The organism is Brevibacillus sp. AG162, from assembly GCF_006715575.1.
GTDB lineage: Bacteria > Bacillota > Bacilli > Brevibacillales > Brevibacillaceae > Brevibacillus > Brevibacillus brevis.
In genome coordinates this window covers 304,433-321,205 of the sequence record NZ_VFNO01000002.1, presented here as the reverse complement: position 1 = coordinate 321,205, position 16,773 = coordinate 304,433, and the positions used below count along the sequence as shown (strand labels likewise).

The 16,773-nt window shown below is 47.4% G+C and carries 14 protein-coding genes; 6 read left to right on the top strand and 8 right to left on the bottom strand.

Annotated features, from left to right (window positions below; genetic code table 11):
* The first annotated feature begins 20 nt into the window (after positions 1 to 20).
* Positions 21 to 908 carry an NAD-dependent epimerase/dehydratase family protein gene (locus FB479_RS06350; protein WP_142063421.1) on the top strand — a complete coding sequence of 296 codons (888 nt, stop codon included), beginning with the start codon at positions 21 to 23 and terminating at the stop codon, positions 906 to 908.
* 55 nt (positions 909 to 963) lie between these two features.
* On the opposite strand, the gene FB479_RS06345 is transcribed toward FB479_RS06350, so the two are convergent.
* From FB479_RS06345 to FB479_RS06320, 6 genes are all read right to left on the bottom strand, one after another.
* Positions 964 to 2,403, bottom strand: a complete 1,440-nt coding sequence (locus FB479_RS06345) for an FkbM family methyltransferase (RefSeq protein WP_106655794.1) — start codon at positions 2,401 to 2,403, stop codon at positions 964 to 966.
* 27 nt (positions 2,404 to 2,430) lie between these two features.
* Positions 2,431 to 3,537 (bottom strand): glycosyltransferase family 4 protein, encoded by a 1,107-nt coding sequence (locus FB479_RS06340; RefSeq protein ID WP_142063418.1) that lies wholly within the window; start codon positions 3,535 to 3,537, stop codon positions 2,431 to 2,433.
* A complete protein-coding gene (locus FB479_RS06335; protein WP_142063415.1) occupies positions 3,534 to 4,490 on the bottom strand; it encodes a GDP-L-fucose synthase family protein in 957 nt (318 codons plus the stop codon). Before FB479_RS06335 ends, FB479_RS06340 begins: the two co-directional genes overlap by 4 nt.
* Before the next feature lie 29 nt (positions 4,491 to 4,519).
* Entirely contained in the window at positions 4,520 to 5,755 is a 1,236-nt protein-coding gene (locus tag FB479_RS06330; RefSeq protein WP_142063412.1) for a glycosyltransferase family 2 protein, read from the bottom strand.
* A gap of 44 nt (positions 5,756 to 5,799) precedes the next feature.
* Complete coding sequence (locus FB479_RS06325) at positions 5,800 to 6,771, bottom strand: GDP-mannose 4,6-dehydratase (protein ID WP_142063409.1); 972 nt, start codon at positions 6,769 to 6,771, stop codon at positions 5,800 to 5,802.
* 126 nt (positions 6,772 to 6,897) lie between these two features.
* Positions 6,898 to 7,767 (bottom strand): hypothetical protein, encoded by an 870-nt coding sequence (locus FB479_RS06320; RefSeq protein WP_255438296.1) that lies wholly within the window; start codon positions 7,765 to 7,767, stop codon positions 6,898 to 6,900.
* Between the two features lie 229 nt (positions 7,768 to 7,996).
* Here FB479_RS06320 and FB479_RS06315 point away from each other — a divergent pair, with 229 nt between their 5' ends.
* Positions 7,997 to 8,704 carry a hypothetical protein gene (locus FB479_RS06315; protein WP_142063404.1) on the top strand — a complete coding sequence of 236 codons (708 nt, stop codon included), beginning with the start codon at positions 7,997 to 7,999 and terminating at the stop codon, positions 8,702 to 8,704.
* A 6-nt stretch (positions 8,705 to 8,710) separates the two neighbouring features.
* Here the strand turns inward: FB479_RS06315 and FB479_RS06310 are convergent, their stop codons facing one another.
* Positions 8,711 to 10,447 carry a phospho-sugar mutase gene (locus FB479_RS06310; RefSeq protein WP_142063401.1) on the bottom strand — a complete coding sequence of 579 codons (1,737 nt, stop codon included), beginning with the start codon at positions 10,445 to 10,447 and terminating at the stop codon, positions 8,711 to 8,713.
* Between the two features lie 106 nt (positions 10,448 to 10,553).
* Here FB479_RS06310 and glf point away from each other — a divergent pair, with 106 nt between their 5' ends.
* The gene (gene glf / locus FB479_RS06305; RefSeq protein WP_142063398.1) at positions 10,554 to 11,675 is read left to right on the top strand and encodes a UDP-galactopyranose mutase; all 1,122 of its coding nucleotides are present in this window, start codon (positions 10,554 to 10,556) and stop codon (positions 11,673 to 11,675) included.
* On the opposite strand, the gene FB479_RS06300 is transcribed toward glf, so the two are convergent.
* Positions 11,676 to 12,497, bottom strand: a complete 822-nt coding sequence (locus FB479_RS06300) for a glycosyltransferase family 2 protein (protein WP_255438295.1) — start codon at positions 12,495 to 12,497, stop codon at positions 11,676 to 11,678.
* Between the two features lie 210 nt (positions 12,498 to 12,707).
* Here FB479_RS06300 and gmd point away from each other — a divergent pair, with 210 nt between their 5' ends.
* From gmd to FB479_RS06285, 3 genes are all read left to right on the top strand, one after another.
* Positions 12,708 to 13,676, top strand: coding sequence for a GDP-mannose 4,6-dehydratase (gene gmd, locus FB479_RS06295; protein WP_142063395.1), 969 nt, complete (start codon positions 12,708 to 12,710; stop codon positions 13,674 to 13,676).
* Positions 13,677 to 13,955: 279 nt separating this feature from the next.
* Positions 13,956 to 14,981: an asparaginase gene (locus FB479_RS06290; protein WP_142063392.1), complete on the top strand. Its 1,026-nt coding sequence runs from the start codon at positions 13,956 to 13,958 to the stop codon at positions 14,979 to 14,981.
* 80 nt (positions 14,982 to 15,061) lie between these two features.
* Positions 15,062 to 16,732: a peptide ABC transporter substrate-binding protein gene (locus FB479_RS06285; RefSeq protein ID WP_106655805.1), complete on the top strand. Its 1,671-nt coding sequence runs from the start codon at positions 15,062 to 15,064 to the stop codon at positions 16,730 to 16,732.
* Positions 16,733 to 16,773 lie beyond the last annotated feature (41 nt).

Below are 16,773 nucleotides of genomic sequence, written 5' to 3'. Positions count from 1 at the left end.
GTGAAGGGGAGCGATCCCAAATGAAGATACTTGTGACCGGCGCGACAGGTTTTCTCGGAAGCCAGCTCGTAAAAGCGCTGCGATGGGACGGACATACCGTCATCATTTTGAAAAGGAGCACCTCCGATTGCTCGCGTATCCAAGACGTTTTACCTGATTTGATTACGTATGATACGGACCGCGGGGAATGGGAAGCTCCTTTTTTCGAGCAGGGGAGAATGGATGTAATCATCCATACGGCAACCTGCTATGGACGCAACAACGAGAGCAATGCCATGCTGGTAGATGCCAATGTGACCTTTCCGTTAAAACTGCTGGATGTGGCCATACGCTTTGGCACCCCTGTTTTCCTGAATACGGATACGTTTTCCAGTGCGCCCATCCGATTATCCAGACATCTACAACCTTACAATTTGACGAAGCGTCAATTTAGAGAATGGGGAAAAAGCATAGCAGAAACGTTTGCGCTGCAATTCATCAACGTCCGGCTTGAGCATATGTATGGTCCCTATGACAATACGAATAAATTTGTCTCTTCTGTCATCAAAAGCTGTCTCGAAAATCAGCCTGAACTAAGGCTTACTGAAGGAAAGCAAGCAAGGGATTTTATTTATGTAGATGATGTTGTTTCCGCCTTCCGTGTACTGTTGGAGAATGCTGCTCGTCTACCCGCAGGATATGCGGAATACCAGGTAGGGACAAGCAAAGCTACCTCGATCCGAGAGTTTGTAGAACTGGTTCATCAGATGACCCAGTCAAGCACGGCCCTGAAGTTCGGATCGATTGCCTATCATGACCTGGAAATCATGCATTCACAAGCAGATATTCGGCCGCTGCAAGCACTGGGGTGGAATCCTCAGGTGAAGCTGGAGGATGGGTTGAGAAAGGTTATGAGCGTTTTTAAATAGCAACGTAACTAACAAAAAACATGGCGAGCCTGCAGCCATGTTTTTTCGTGTTCGCTTAATCGAGGAAAGTCTTGTTCGTGCAGAACAGATCAGCGTGGTAAGGTTTCATTTCATCTAGTAAATGATTGTAGTTCTTCACTTTTACCACTGTATTGTCCCGCTTGAAAATATACAGATGGGTAAACAATTTCTCCAGCAGTGTATAGAGCACGAGTGGATGTCTGCCGAAATTTTCCTTAATGCTTTCTGGGTTGAATTCAATGATCACATCCGGGTCCCATTGCCTCAGCGTTCGCAGGGCGCTTTCCAGGACCACGACTTCTGAACCTTCCACGTCGATTTTAATGAGGTCGATGCGCGAGATCATATTTTGTTCTACCCAGTCATCCAGCCTGACACATGATATAAATTGAGTGGATTTCTCCACGGCTTCTGGTTCATGCGGGATGTAAGACCATCCGCCTCCACGCGGGTCGTCATTAAAATGGATGTTCCCATTCCGGTCCGCTATTCCGAGCTGAAGTGGTTCGACATTGGTGATGTGATTCTCAGACAGGTTCCGCAGAAGATAAGGATAATTGGCATCCGAGGGCTCGAAAGCATAAACCTTGCCTTGTGGCACGAGATAGCTCAGGGCGAGGGATATCGCACCGATGTTCGCACCGATGTCTAGGCAAATATGGTCAGGTTGTACGATTTTTTTCAGCGGAAGAATGACATAGTCTTCGTAGTATCCTTTGAAGTAGTTAATAAAGAACAGGACGCTTTGATCGGAGTCATCCCCATAGACGGTAAAGGTTTGATTGTCAAACGGCAGGTGAAAGTCAACTTTCTTCATAGAATTCGTTGCTCCTTCAAGTGGATTGTAGATCATGATGATGTCATTCCCTACGACGAATAAGAGGTCAGGACGAAGAGAATGAACGAACTCTCGTAGCTCCTGGATAGTAGGATAATCCTTCAACAATGGGTTGGGACCAATAAAGCAACGAGCATCATCAATCAAAATGACGTGATTTTTCACAGAATGCTGCAGGATAGCGGTAAGCTCCTGCAGGATTGGGGTGTCCAGATTTCCTTTGGCTGCCTCAGTTGAGCGGGGAATGTAATGACCGTCCAGCCAAAACAGGCAAGGAGTTGTGACAGAGTGCATCAGATTGGCCAGTATGGTTCCACTGTCACCGTGGAGGATATGGATATGGCTGTCACTTGAAAATTTCTGTTTTGCCGCTATAAACAAAGCTTCATCCAGCTCGATGGAAACGAGCAAGTCGAAATGGTTTTTCATTGCTTGCAACATGTCGCCCTTAAACGTACCCGTCTCGATCAAGGTGCGTATGCCCATCGTTTTTGCTATATGCTTGATCTTTGACTTTTTCAAATCGTTTGTCGGGGCTTCCAACAGCCAAAAATCCCAAGTCTCTTGTTCTGTTAAGGGAAACGGGATTCGGCGCTCCTTCCTCCACGTCTCCCGAATTTGCTGCATGCGTGACATACAAAGATGACCTCCTTTCAGAAGACATTAGCGTGCGACGGAAGAAAAGACAGCCAATGTTTCGCGCGCGCATTTCTCCCACGAAAAATGCTTTGCTTGTTGGATGCCTTTGGCAACCAGTTCTGCTCTTGCCTCAGGTGTCAAATAAAGATGGGCGAGCTTCACCGCGATATCATCGGAAATATTCGGGTCGAAGGTGAGAGCAGCGTCACCCACCACCTCAGGAATGCTCCCTGCATTAGAGCAAACAATCGGAATGTTGGACTTCATTGCCTCTACCAGCGGAATGCCAAAGCCTTCGAAAAGGGAAGGGAAGCAAAGGAACTGAGCATTCCGATACAAGTAAGGCATTTCTTCCTGTGGTACGTAATGGAGCCATTTGATTTGGTTCCACAGCTGGTTATTCGTGATGTAATTCATGACGTTTTGATGTGCCTCTTGAGCAAAACCTGTGAAAACCATGGGAATTCGTATATTGTGTTTATCCCGCAAAGTCACGAGTGCTTTGAATACATTCAGGTGATTTTTATGATGCCATGTATTCGCGGGGAAAAAGCCGTATTCACTGGGCAGCTTATACTTTTGCAGAACCTGTTGGTTGAGTGCCTCGTTATGCGGCAAGGAAAATTCCCGCGAAGCATCCAGGTGTATCGCGTGGACTTTATGCGGGGGAAGCCCGAATTTTTGGAGGATCGTTTGTTTGGAAAACTCCGAGAGAGTCAGTACGGCGCTGCAACGCTGTGCAGACGATTTGTAGTTGTCCAGCCGCCATCGCAAGGAGTGAGCATCGAAAAACTCCGGGTAATATTCGTGCTGGATATCAGGAATGTTGATAACAGAAGGGATTGTGACATCGGGAGGATTCAATACAAGCAGCGGACAAAACCACAAATTCAACTGCAGGGAACTGATCCAGTAATGAAGCATTGCGTGTGCATTACCGCGGTCGGGGACCATGAATTTACGGACATTTTTTTGCGCCTCAAAGGTATGGAAATTGTGTGACGATAAAAAAAGAAACCACTGATGGCCGTCCCCAGCATTCATCGAGTAAGCCAGCAAGTTTCTGACATACTGTTCCATCCCGCCGATTTTGCCAGGAATCACTGACATCAGGTTTATTCCAACTCTCATGTAGGGATCCTCCCTTGCGCGTGAGGATGTGCCATATACCAAGCGACCGTTTTCTCCAAGCCAGCCAGTAAGGATGTTTGCGCCTCGAAGCCAAACAGCTCTTTTGCCTTGGTCACATCTAATAGGCGGCGAGGTTGCCCGTCAGGCTTCGTTTCGTCCCATTCAAATTCACCATGAAAGCCGCTTAGTTGCCTGATGAGTTCGGCTAAATTTTTGATGGAAATTTCGTGACCAGAACCGATATTGACTGGTTCAGATTGATCATAGTTCATGGTTGCAGCAATAATTGCCTGTGCGGCATCCTCGACATAAATGAACTCGCGTGTGACGCTGCCTGTTCCCCAGAGCACGATCTTCTTCTCGCCATTGCGAATAGCGTCCACACATTTTCGAATGATAGCAGGGATGACGTGTGATGTTTCCAAATCGAAGTTGTCACCGGGACCATACAAATTCACCGGAAGCAAATAAATGGAATTGAACCCGTATTGCTCACGATAAGCTTGGGATTGGACTAACATCATTTTTTTGGCTAAGCCATACGGAGCATTCGTTTCTTCAGGGTAGCCATTCCATATATCTTCTTCACGAAATGGTACGGGTGCATGCTTGGGATAGGAGCAAATAGTTCCGATGGCGACAAATTTTTCGACGCCAAACAAGCGGGATTGCTCCATGAGCTGAGTGCCCATCATCAAATTATCGTAAAAGTATTTACCCGGATTTTTTTGATTCGCGCCAATCCCGCCGACGACGGCAGCCAAGTGAAGAAGGATATCGGGCCGGAAATCTTGCAACATCTTGTTCACATCATGTTCTTTGCGAAGATCGTATTCATGGCTTCTAGGGATGAAGATGTCCGTACAGTCCATTTTGCGCAATTGATGAACGACGTGGCTTCCTAGAAATCCTGCTCCACCCGTAACCACAATCCGTTTTTTCGCCAGATTCAATTCGTGTCAACCTGCCTTTCTCGTCCGCATCAAATTCGAGGGGATGGGACTCTGCGATTTACCCAACCTTCTAAATGGGCCTTTCCTTTGGAAAACGCCTGGTAAAATTGGTGTTCTTCATACGAAAGAGGGAGGATATCCTCCAGATGGTAACTGACGGATCTCTTGGCCCCCGGACTACCAGGATGGTCTTGAAGGACCTGCTGGCTGCAAAAAATACTTACTTCGCATTGCTGGCCTTCGGATGTAATCGGGATCACGATTTGAAAACTGGTATGGGTAACCTGAAATTTGTATACGGGTTTTCCATTTCGCAAAACGTGAAAATGAAGAAGAGGAGCAATATTTTTGTTGCTTCCCTTGAGCAGTAATGCGTGCATAGGTCCTTGAGAGGCTTGAATGGTAAGTCGCAAGTTTTGGGGAGCCCATGAATCCGAGTAGCGGTTGGATGCGGCGATTTGGGGAGAAGGTCCGAATGCTTGATACATTTTCAGCTTGCGAAGAAACCACACGGCTCCTAGATGGTAATACTTTTGTGTGTAGTATTGGAGCCAGTCATTGGAAATTGTGCCATGATTCCTGACACTCGTTTTCACAATTTCGGAAAACCCTGGCTCCAATTCATAGACAAACGTTTTGCACGCGTCGTACAAGCGCGAGTTGGCCAAAAACTCTGGTATCGTTCCGATGGGATAATGCAAAGAGATACGGTTCCACAGGTCGTAATCCATGCACCAGTCGTGCTCCTCATTTACACCGCCAACTGCTTCAAAGGCATGCTTGCGCAGGAAAGCAGCGGGTTGGCAAATGAGGTTGAGATGAAACAATTTTTTTCTGTCAAACTCCATCCAAATGTACGGATACTTTACTTTGTCATTCTCATCAATGTGCAGCCCTTTTCCGTAGACCACGCCCCAATCGGGATGCTGCTGCAAGGCTGCCACAGCTTTTCGAATGGCACCGGGAAAATACGTATCATCTGAATTGAGCCAACCGATAATCTCACCGCGCGCCATTTGCAATCCTTTATTGATCGCATGGGATTGGCCGCGATCAGGTTCGGAAACGAAGCGGAAGCGGTCTCCCAAATGGCTGTATTGCTGCAAAATATTCTGTGTACCGTCAGTTGAGGCGCCATCGACCACAATATGCTCAATATGGGGATAGTCTTGTGTCAGCACACTATCGATCGTTCGTTTGATGAAGGTTGCCTGATTGTACGAAGGGGTGATGACACTTACGAGAGGAAGGGATTGCATGGACATAAAAAGTTCCCTCCTGATTTTTTCTACTCATCCACTCGACGTTTTCAAGAGCTGTTAGGTTGGCGTAGTACAGAGCGCCAGTAATTCAATAAATCTTCCATCGTTTGCTGGAAAGAGATCTCGGGCTCCCATCCCGTTTTTTCTCGAAACAGCGAAGAGTCACCCAATACGATGTCTACATCAGAGGGGCGCAACCGATTGGTGTCTACGTGTATTTCTACCTGCACATCAGTCAAGGCCAGCAGCGTCTTTAACATGTCCTCGATGGTATAACGGGTACCTGCGGATATATTGTATACATCACCTGGTTCGCCTCGCGTAATGGCCAACCAATACGCTTTCACAATATCCCGAACATCCGTGAAGTCTCGAATCGCTTCGAGATTTCCAACGTGTACTTTTGGCTCTTGCAGACCGAGCTCAATTTGGGCAATTTGTTTGGCAAAATTGGAGGTCACATAGCTTTCGCCTCTTCTCGGACCCGTATGGTGAAATGTACGGGTACGGATGATCGCCAGACCGTAACTGTGATGATACTGATAACCGAGATAATCCTGGGCAATTTTACTGACAGCGTATGGATTGAGAGGGCGGAGGGGATTGGTCTCCTTAATGGGGATTTCCTCCGGATAAACCAAACCGTATTCCTCACTGGAGCAAGCGATTTGAATCTTGCACGGAACAGCATGGTTGCGTACCGCCTCGAACAAATTTAACTGTGGCACAATATTGTTCACCATCGTATCTGCAGGCGAGAGCACCGAGGTGGGGACGAAGCTTTGTGCAGCCAGGTGAAAAATGAGATCAGGCTTTATCTTCTGGATGAGTTCATTTACAGATTGGGGGTCTTTTAATTCACAGTTTTCCATATGCACGCGGTCCATCAGGTGCCCTAGCTGCTCCTTTTTGGCAAGGGATCGGAATGTGCCGTAAACATCCACATCTCCCCGCGACAGTAGATATTCAGCCAAGTGACCGCCGGCAAATCCCGTTACTCCGGTAATCAATGCCTTCATGAGTCGAATCCCCCCTGTCCATGATGCTCGTAGCGAAGGATGAACAGCTTAACATATTATGAATATGGAAAAACGTGAAAAAATGGCACGGCGCACAGCTCGTTTCCAAAGGGAATTTTATTGGGATCAGGGCTCGGCGCGCACCCATTTGCAGGTCGGATAGTCGAAATACATATAATCATCTGTGTTCGGGATGTTCTGTGAGCGAAAGTAGGGGATATATCCTTTCGCATGTCCTTGAAAATGCAGAGTATGAACCTTGAGGTAGTCCTCCTTATCTATGAATTTGCCATAAAGAACACCATTCTTTTGATAAATTTGCTTTTTATTATCCAGGCTGTGGATTTGCGCGGTGAAGGGAGGAAATGGACAGTTCAGATTATGGTCAAAAAAACCAGCTGCGATCATGCCATACGTAGCACTGCGACGAAGGGCGTAATTGTGAAAAAAGACAAACAGCACCATATCTGACACGGGTACATCTCCGTTTTCTTTCGCATAGGCAAGCAGGGTTTGGTAGTGAAGATGCTCGCGGAAAAATTTGGTCATGTAGTCGCATAATTGATCGAGCATGCTCAATTCGCAGGGCGTTGTCCACGTGTACTCAATCTCAAAATTGGTGAGGTCTACGGCGTCCAGCTGGCTAATATTCGTGTAGAGCATCACGTCCGAGTCGAAATACCAACAGCGCTCGATACCTTGACTCCTCATAAAATCACGCAGAACGAACCAGCGCAAAAAGCAGAACAGATTGTAAGCGTAGGTGTCCACATTCGAGGAGTGCTTGTAATGAATAGAGAAGGTTTTGGCACTTTGATTGTACTTACTCAATAGGTGATGCTCTATGTTATTGCCACAAAGATGCTTGTTGTCAGGACTCCCAATCAAAATGACACGAGAAGACGGGTTACTTGTTTTGGCCTGTTGCATACAAATTCTGACATGCTCCTCATCATCTCTGTGAATAAACACGATCGGCAAACTCACAATACACATCTCCTCTGTCTTTCAAAATGCCTGATAGGCTCCTAGTGGTAAACTTTATCCTAATATATGTCCCGAGGAGGGCCTTGAAACGGCAGGCGCCTCTTACGGGGAACATTTTGTATGAGATGCATGCGAATAGCCTGTTTTTTGCTGCCTGTTCATTGAATGACCAATCATATCCACAAAATGAAAAATAAGATACATAAAAACGGTCATTGTGAATGGAGGCATGGAAAGAATGGATGTGTTAAACCGATATGAAAGGCGAGTGTATTCCCAAAATGGGGAAGACGGTATCATTGAAGAAATATTTTCGAGAATCGGAACCACGAATCGCTATTGTGTAGAATTCGGAGTTGGGGATGGATCGGAATGCATGATAAAAAATCTCGTTACGCAGCATGGATGGAGCGGATTGGCTATGGAAGGCGACCTGAACTGTTGCCACAAAATGTCTGCCGACTATGCTGCCTATCCCCAGCTCAAAATCAAGCATGAGTTGACCACGAAAGAAAATATTGCTCGGTTACTCGAAGAAAATGGTGTCCCAAAGGAGTTTGATCTGCTCTCCATCGACATCGACGGCAATGATTACTGGGTATGGCAAGCTCTTTCTGCTTACACCCCGCGCCTTGTCGTCATTGAGTACAATGCGTCTTTTCCCCCTCCACAAAAAATGGTGATCGTGTATCAGCCGGATTTTAAATGGGGTGGCACGACCTACTTTGGTGCCAGCTTGAGTTCCTTGACCATTTTGGGGAACAGCTTGGGATATGCCTTGGTGGGGACAGATTCAAAGGGTGTTAATGCTTTTTTTGTAAGACGTGACTTGCTTCTCCAATCCGGTTTTCCTGAACGAACACCAGAAGAAGCGTATCATCCTCCTCGTTACGGAGCAGTCGAGGGGGGGCATCCCCGTCAATCCGGACCCTATTTGGAAATCTAGTCCATACTAGAGTCCGAGTAGCTGCAAGACAGCTTGTTTCAAGGTGAAAAGTTTTTCTTGGCTATCCTGCTTACTCGTTCCATTCACTCCGAAATAGATTTTGATTTTGGGCTCTGTGCCTGACGGTCTGACACAAAACCAAGACTGGTCGTGGAAAAAGTATTTGATCGTATCCGAGGCAGGCAAGGTGAGCGGTGTGGATGTACGTGTTTGACAATCTGTTCGGATTCTGCTGGCATAATCTTCGATGGCTATGATGGGGTGGGAGGCGATATGGGAAGGTGGCTGATTGCGCAAGGAAGACATCGTTGCCGATATTTTTTGCATGCCATCTGCTCCTTTGCACGTGAAAGAAATCAGTTCTTCCGCATAATGACCGTAACGGTTGAATAAGTCATTCAATGTGTCATCCAGGCTTTTGTGCTCTGCTTTGTAATACGCGCACATGTCAGCAAGCAACAAAGCAGTTTGTACGGCATCCTTATCCCGGACAAAATCGCCGATTAAGTATCCGTAGCTTTCTTCATAACCAAATTGGAAGACGTACGCTCCACTCTTTTCGTAGGCTTCGATTTTTTCGCCAATATATTTGAAGCCTGTCAAAGTGTCTTCAGTCGATACACCGAAGTCTGCCGCGATGGCTCTGCCCATTTCGGACGTGACGATTGTTTTCAATACAATGCCGTTAGAGGGGAGTTCCCCCTTTTTTTGTTTGGTATTCAGCAGGTAGTGAAGAAGCAAGGCTCCCAGTTGATTCCCTGTTAAGACGATGTAGTCTCCTGCCTGATTTTTGACGAGCACACCTAGTCGATCTCCATCAGGGTCCGTCCCCATGATCAAGTCGGCATCCACCTTTTTGGCGTATGAAATCGCTAATCGAAAGGCTTCAGGCTCTTCGGGATTAGGCGAGGCTACAGTCGAAAAGTTAGGATCGGGCACAGCTTGCTCTTCAACGACACTCACTTGTGTATACCCGAACCATTTCAATCCGCGTGTGATAGAGTCATGCGTCGTACCGTGCAGGGGAGTAAAGACGATCTTCACTTGCTCCCGGATCGCAGGAGAGAAGTCTGGATGGACGCGCAATTGCTTTACTTTTTCCAAATACGCATGCAAGAGAGAATCGTCAATGTAGTGGAGAAGTCCATTCTTGCACAGCTCTTGCTCATCGGCTGGGGTAATTTCGAGTTCATTTCCGGCTGCAACGATATGTTCCATCAGTCGTTCGGCTGTCGCGAGCGTAATTTGCCCCCCGTCTGCGCCATAAACTTTGTAGCCGTTATATTCGGGAGGATTGTGGCTTGCTGTAATGACAATGCCAGCACACGCGCAAAAATGGCGTACGGCAAAGGAAAGCAGAGGGGTAGGAGTCAGCTGATTGAATATACATGTAGTAATCCCGTACTGACCGAGGACTTTGGCGGCTTCCTTGGCAAACAACTGCGAGTGTTTCCGTGAATCATAGGCGATGACGACTTTTTTGACGGCCAGATCCGGGTATGTTTCGAGCAAATAAAGAGCCAGCCCTGCGCTTGCTTTGCGAATCGTGTAGAGATTGATACGGTTTATTCCCGGCTCCATGACCCCGCGCATGCCTCCGGTTCCAAATGCAATCGGAGCAGAGAAGCAATCCGCAAGCTGCTTTTCATCAGCGTGCATGGCGGTTAACTGCTGACGAAGCGCTGGATCGAGGGATTTGCACTCGTTCCAGCGTGTGTAGTGTTCATACCAGTTTGCATTCATGTAGAGTTCACTCCCGCGTGTAGAGTACGACATCATTTACTAGGGTATTAATGAAATGATGAGGGAGTGAGTGGATGTCATTAAGACTGGAGGATGTGAGTCTAACATGAAGGTGGATTGGCTGATTGTCGGAGCTGGATTTACGGGTGCTACACTGGCAGAGAGGATTGCCAATGGGCTTGATCAGAAAGTGTTGGTGGTAGAGAGGCGTAATCATATCGGAGGAAATGCCTATGATTGCTATGATGAGCAGGGGATATTGATTCACAAATACGGATCGCACACCTTTCATACGAATTCCAAGCTGGTTTGGGACTATTTGTCGCGTTTTACCCAGTGGCGGCCGTACTTCCATGAGGTACGGGCCTATGTCGATGGCATAAAAATACCGTTGCCTTTCAATCTAAATGCATTGTCCGCTTTGTTTTCCCCGCAATATGCCCAAAAACTGGAGAGCTTACTGATCCGTCAATATGGATTCGGGGCGAAGATTCCGATTCTGAAGCTTCGGGAAAGTGCTAATGAAGAGCTTGGTTTTTTGGCTGAATTCATTTATCAAAAAGTATTTTATCGGTACACGATCAAGCACTGGGATTTGAAGCCGGAGGAGCTGGAGCCGTCTGTTTCCGCAAGGGTTCCTGTGTATGTCAGCAGGGACAATCGGTATTTTCAGGACACGTATCAAGGAATTCCGTTTCATGGCTTTACGGCAATGTTTCATCGCATGCTCGACCATCCGAATATAAAGGTGCTCCTCAATACGGACTATCAAGAAATCGCGGATGAAATCAAGTATAAACGAATGATTTACACAGGCCCGATCGATTCCTTTTTTGGCTATAAGCATGGACAGTTGCCTTATCGAAGCCTGCGCTTTCATTTTGAAACGCATCAAAAGGCATGGTACCAAGAAGTGGGAACGGTGAACTACCCGAATGACTACGACTTCACCAGAATTCTCGAACAAAAGCACCTCACAGGTCAAGTCGTTCCTCACACAACCATATCCTTCGTATATCCACAGACGTATTCACCAGGCGAAAACGAGCCCTATTATCCCATTCCTCGCAAGGAAAACAGCCAACGGTACAGCCTCTACAAACAAGAGGCGGAGCAAATACGCGATCAGGTGCTTTTTGCGGGCAGACTCGCGGACTATCAATACTACAACATGGATCAAGCTGTGGCGCGGGCATTGACCTTGTTTAAGCAGATTGTCGCAGAATAGTTAGGAAGGCTTTTCTTTCGGAATGAGCTTGTTCACATAGATCCATCCCTCGGGTGTGTACACAAAAACAGGCTCGTATTCGTCGCCCCACAGTTTCAAGATTTTCGTAAGGATGTACTTTCTTGCTTTTGTCCATTGCGGCCAGTTTTTTGTGTGGGAATTGTTGCTCTCGTGAATCAAATAATGATAGAGGTTCGCATCGACCCAGTGAATATCACCTGTTCCGATCAATTTTAATAACATGTACTTGTCATGAGAAAACCTTCCCTGCATCGGATCGTCACATTCAAATCCACCGACATCACGAACCGCTTGTGTCCGATAAAAACGAGGCCAAACCATCGGAGCTTCCAAGTAATAATACTTATCTTCATAGAGCGGAGGCCGCATGATTTCGGACAATTCTCGCGTGTCACCCACTTCCTTCCAAAAAACAGTGTTGGAGAACACGACGTTTGTGGTTTCGGGCTGGCGTTCCATTTCATCCAACAAAATTTCCAAGGTCTTTTCGTCGAACCAGTCATCCGAATCAAGTGAGACAAAGTAGGGCGTGTCAATTCGTTCCAGAGCAGCAGCCATTGTTTTGCCGATCCCTGAATTTTCAGGCAGAAGCACGTAGTGAATGCGGGGATCATCGAGGTACTTTTCTACGATGGCACGTGTGTGATCAGTAGAGGCATCATCTACAATGAGCAGCTTCCATTCCTTGTGCGTTTGGTTCAACACACTATCGATGGCTGTGGGGAGATACTTCTCCCGATTATAGGTTGGAATCACGACAGTAATGAGCGGCATGACGGTCGAAACACCTCTTTTTGTCATTTTAAAACATCTGGCACCTGCTACCTCCTCTTTGAGCAATGACAACCGTTTGCTTTCATTAGTTTATTACGGACTTCTATTCTTGACCCTCACCCTCATAACTGAACGTATGAACATGGTCCGGCATAAGCTTAAGAGATGCTCAAGAGAACTTGGGGACTTACCGGAATGAACATTACGGCACAGCCTGAAGAAGGGGAGTAGAAGCGGATGAAAACAGCTTTCCTCACAGGAATCACAGGTCAGGACGGCGCCTACCTGGCAAAATTTTTGCTTGAGAAGGGGTACCATGTTGTAGGACTGGTACCACGTCGTAGTACGGTAGACAGGTGGCGGCTAGAGTATTTGAACATCGCCGATCACGTCGAGTACAAGGACGGTGATCTATTGGATGTGTCGTCGTTGACGCGTGCGCTGAAGACATGTAAACCAGAGGAAGTGTATCATTTAGGTGCGCAAAGTTTTGTCGGTTCGTCTTGGGAGCAACCTATTTTGACCGCGCAAGTAACCGGAATGGGTGTCCTGCATGTTCTGGAGGCGATTCGGGAAACGGACCCTGCCATCAAAATGTATCAGGCTTCATCAAGTGAGCTGTACGGATTAATCCAGGAGCCACAGCAATCGGAGCAAACGCCTTTTTATCCAAGAAGCCCATATGCAGTCTCCAAGCTGTTTGGCTACTGGATGACCAAAAACTATCGGGAAAGCTTTCAGATGTTTAGCACCAACGGCATTTTATTCAATCATGAATCACCTTTGCGTGGGCTGGAATTCGTTACAAGGAAAGTAACGCATGCAGTCGCAAGAATAGCCGCGAACAAGCAAAAAGAACTGCGGCTGGGGAATATTCAGGCGAAGCGGGATTGGGGCTTTGCCGGCGATTTCGTGGAAGCGATGTGGCTGATGCTCCAGCAGGATAAGCCGGATGACTATGTCATTGCGACAGGAAAAACTTCGACGGTGGAAGAGATGTGCAAAATCGCCTTTGATTATGTCGGGTTGAACTACCAAGATTACGTCGTAATCGACCCGGAATTGTATCGGCCAGCAGAAGTGGACATTTTATTGGGCAATCCGGAAAAAGCAAAAAGAGAACTCGGCTGGACACCGAAAACGAAGCTGGAAGATCTCATTCACATGATGGTCGACGCGGATATGCAGCGCGTTGCCAAACAATAAGAGAAAGTATATTCAGGACACCCTATTTCCGATTGCGGCATAAAAAGGGGTGTTTTTCTTTTTATTGATCATAAAGGTAGCCTGATTATCTAAAAGGACAACCTATTGTTATTTATAGGCTAACTTATTTATCGTGTTGTTCGCTATTTTTGTCTCGTTACTCATGGGTAAAATAGCGGAAAATTCAATATTAACTGTCATTCATTTGCGTTGGCACGCTAATTGCTTGCTGTAGAAAAGTACAAACATTCTACTATTCACACTCAAAGGAGACTTGCTATGAACGTCGTTGCTAACGTATATCGGGGAGAACAGGTAGAGAGCTCTCATCTTGGACATATCGCAGTCGTTGATTCGCAGGGGACATTGCTCTATTCGTACGGTGATCCCCATCGCCTTACCTATGCACGCTCCAGTATGAAGCCGTTGCAGACGATTCCGGTAATCGAGACGGGGACGGCAGATCGGTATGGTTTTGAGCCGGCTGATCTCTCGCTCTGTTGCGCTTCTCATAGTGGAGAGCCACGACATCGCACACGGGCCCTCTCTATGCTTGCGCGAGCAGGTCAGCCAGAAGCGGCATTGCAATGCGGGACACATGTGCCGCGTCACGAGGAGAGCTACAAACAGCTGATTCGGGAGGGAAAGCCGCTTACGCCTGTCTTCTCGAATTGCTCCGGTAAGCACTCCGGGATGATCGCCACCGCGACACATATGGGCGAGGAAGTAACTACCTATCATTTGCCAGAGCATCCGGTTCAACAGCGAATTCTCGAAGTAGTCGAGGACATAACAGGCTACCCCAAAGACAAAATCAAGCTCGGGACAGATGGATGTGGTGTTCCCGTCCATCAATTGCCACTCGCACATTATGCGTGGGCATTCGCCAAGCTGGCGAGACCTGAGGTGATCGAGAATCCAGAGCGACAAAAAGCCGTTCAGCGAATTACGGATGCGATGACCGCTCATCCCGAAATGGTCGGAGGCGAGAATCGATATTGCACAGACCTCATGTCAGCCTTTGGCGGTCGTATTGTAGGGAAGGCAGGCGCCGAGTCGGTGTATTGCCTGGGCGATCGAGAAACAGGATTGGGCATTGCCATCAAAATCGAGGATGGAGGACCGCGGGCGATCAATCCGGTCGTCAATGAAGTGCTTCGTCAACTGGGAATCGGCTTGGACGGACCTTTGGAAAGACTCGCCGAATATACTAACCCGCCCATTACAAACATGAGTGGCAACGTTGTTGGACGGATCGAGACTTCCTTTCGTCTCGCCAAGACAGATTTTTCTTTACGTGTATAAATGGCATTCCCAGCAGTGCCGTTTATTCATAAAGCAACAAAGACTAAACGTTGTTTAAAAAGAAAAGGGGGTCACATGCAATGAACATGCGAAAAGGATGGAAGCTGCTTAGTACCGCTGCACTTGTCACTGTCCTTGCCATTACAGGTTGTAGTCAGTCGGCAACGCCGACACAGCCAGCAGGAGGAGGTACAGCAGGTCAAGCGTCCACAGATACAGGTGGACAAGCAAATGTTGCTGCAAAACTCAAGCTCAACCTGAAGACAGAACCACCTTCGCTCGATCCGCCAAAGGGCTTTGACAGTACTTCCAACGAAGTGTTGAATGCCACAATGGAAGGCTTGGTTCGACTGGACAAGGATCACAAGCCGCAAGCAGCCATGGCCGAGAAATGGGCAGTGAGTGAAGATGGGAAAACGTATACCTTTACACTGCGCGAAAGCAAATGGTCGAATGGCGAACCAGTGACAGCCCAGGATTTCGAGTTTGCGTTTAAGCGCATTGTCGATCCGAACAATGCATTCCCGTCTGCTTTCCTCGCTTATTACATCGATGGAGCTGAAGCGTTCAACAAAGGAACAGGAAATGCAGACGGCGTGAAGGTAAAAGCCGTAGACGAGAAGACGTTTGAGGTAAAGCTGAAGGCGCCAACAGGTTACTTCCTCCACATCCTGACGCAGCCGACCTTCTTCCCGGTGAATAAAAAAGTCGTGGAGAGCAATCCGAAATGGGCGGAAGGCGCGGCAAGCATCGTGACGAATGGACCGTTCAAAATGGAGGATTGGGTTCATGACCAATCAGTAAAACTGGTGAAAAACGAAGGCTACTGGGACCGTGACTCGATCAAATATGCGGGAATCGAATTTGTCATGGTCAACGATGAAAATACGCAATTCCAAATGTACAAAACAGGTCAGCTCGACATGATCCAGACCGTTCCAAACGATATGAAGAAACAGTTGATCGATTCTGGAGAAGCAAAGGTAGAAACGGAAGCTTCCATCTACTACTACCGGATGAACACCACAATGCCTCCATTCACCAACGCCAACATTCGGAAAGCATTTGCGCTGGCTATCGATCGCAAGACTTTGATCGACAATGTGGTGCAAGGGAAACAGACGCCTGCCATGGCTCACGTGCCGTTGGGCTTCCCGGAGCCAGATGGAGCGGATTTCCGCACAAAGGGCGGGGATTTCTTCCAGGATAACGATGTAGAGCAAGCAAAAGCACTGCTGAAAAAAGGGATGGAAGAAGAAGGCTGGACAACCCTCCCGCCTGTCACCATGACGTATAACACCAGTGATGCGCACAAGGCCATCGCGCAAGTTTTGCAGGAAATGTACAAGAAAAATCTCGGGGTAGACGTGAAGCTGGAAAACAAAGAGTGGAAAGTATTCCTCGCAGAACAGCGTGCCCGCACTCTTCAATTCTCCCGCTCGACGATCCCTGCCGACTATGGAGACCCGGTCAATTACCTTGAGCTGTTCGTGACTGACCATCCTGGAAACCGTGTCAACTACAGCAACAAAGAGTATGACGCACTGGTCGAGAAGATTCGCAACACTGCCGACGAGCCAGAGCGCTTCAAGCTCATGCATGACGCCGAGAAAATTTTCATGGATGATATGCCGCTCGTACCTATCTATTTCGGGACAAAAGTATTTATGGAGCAGCCAAACATAAAAGGCATCATTCGCCATCCAGTCGGCACGATTGACTACAAATGGGTAGAAATCGGCAATAAGTAATAAGTAAAATAAGCGAAGACAAGAGCGAATATTCGTAACGT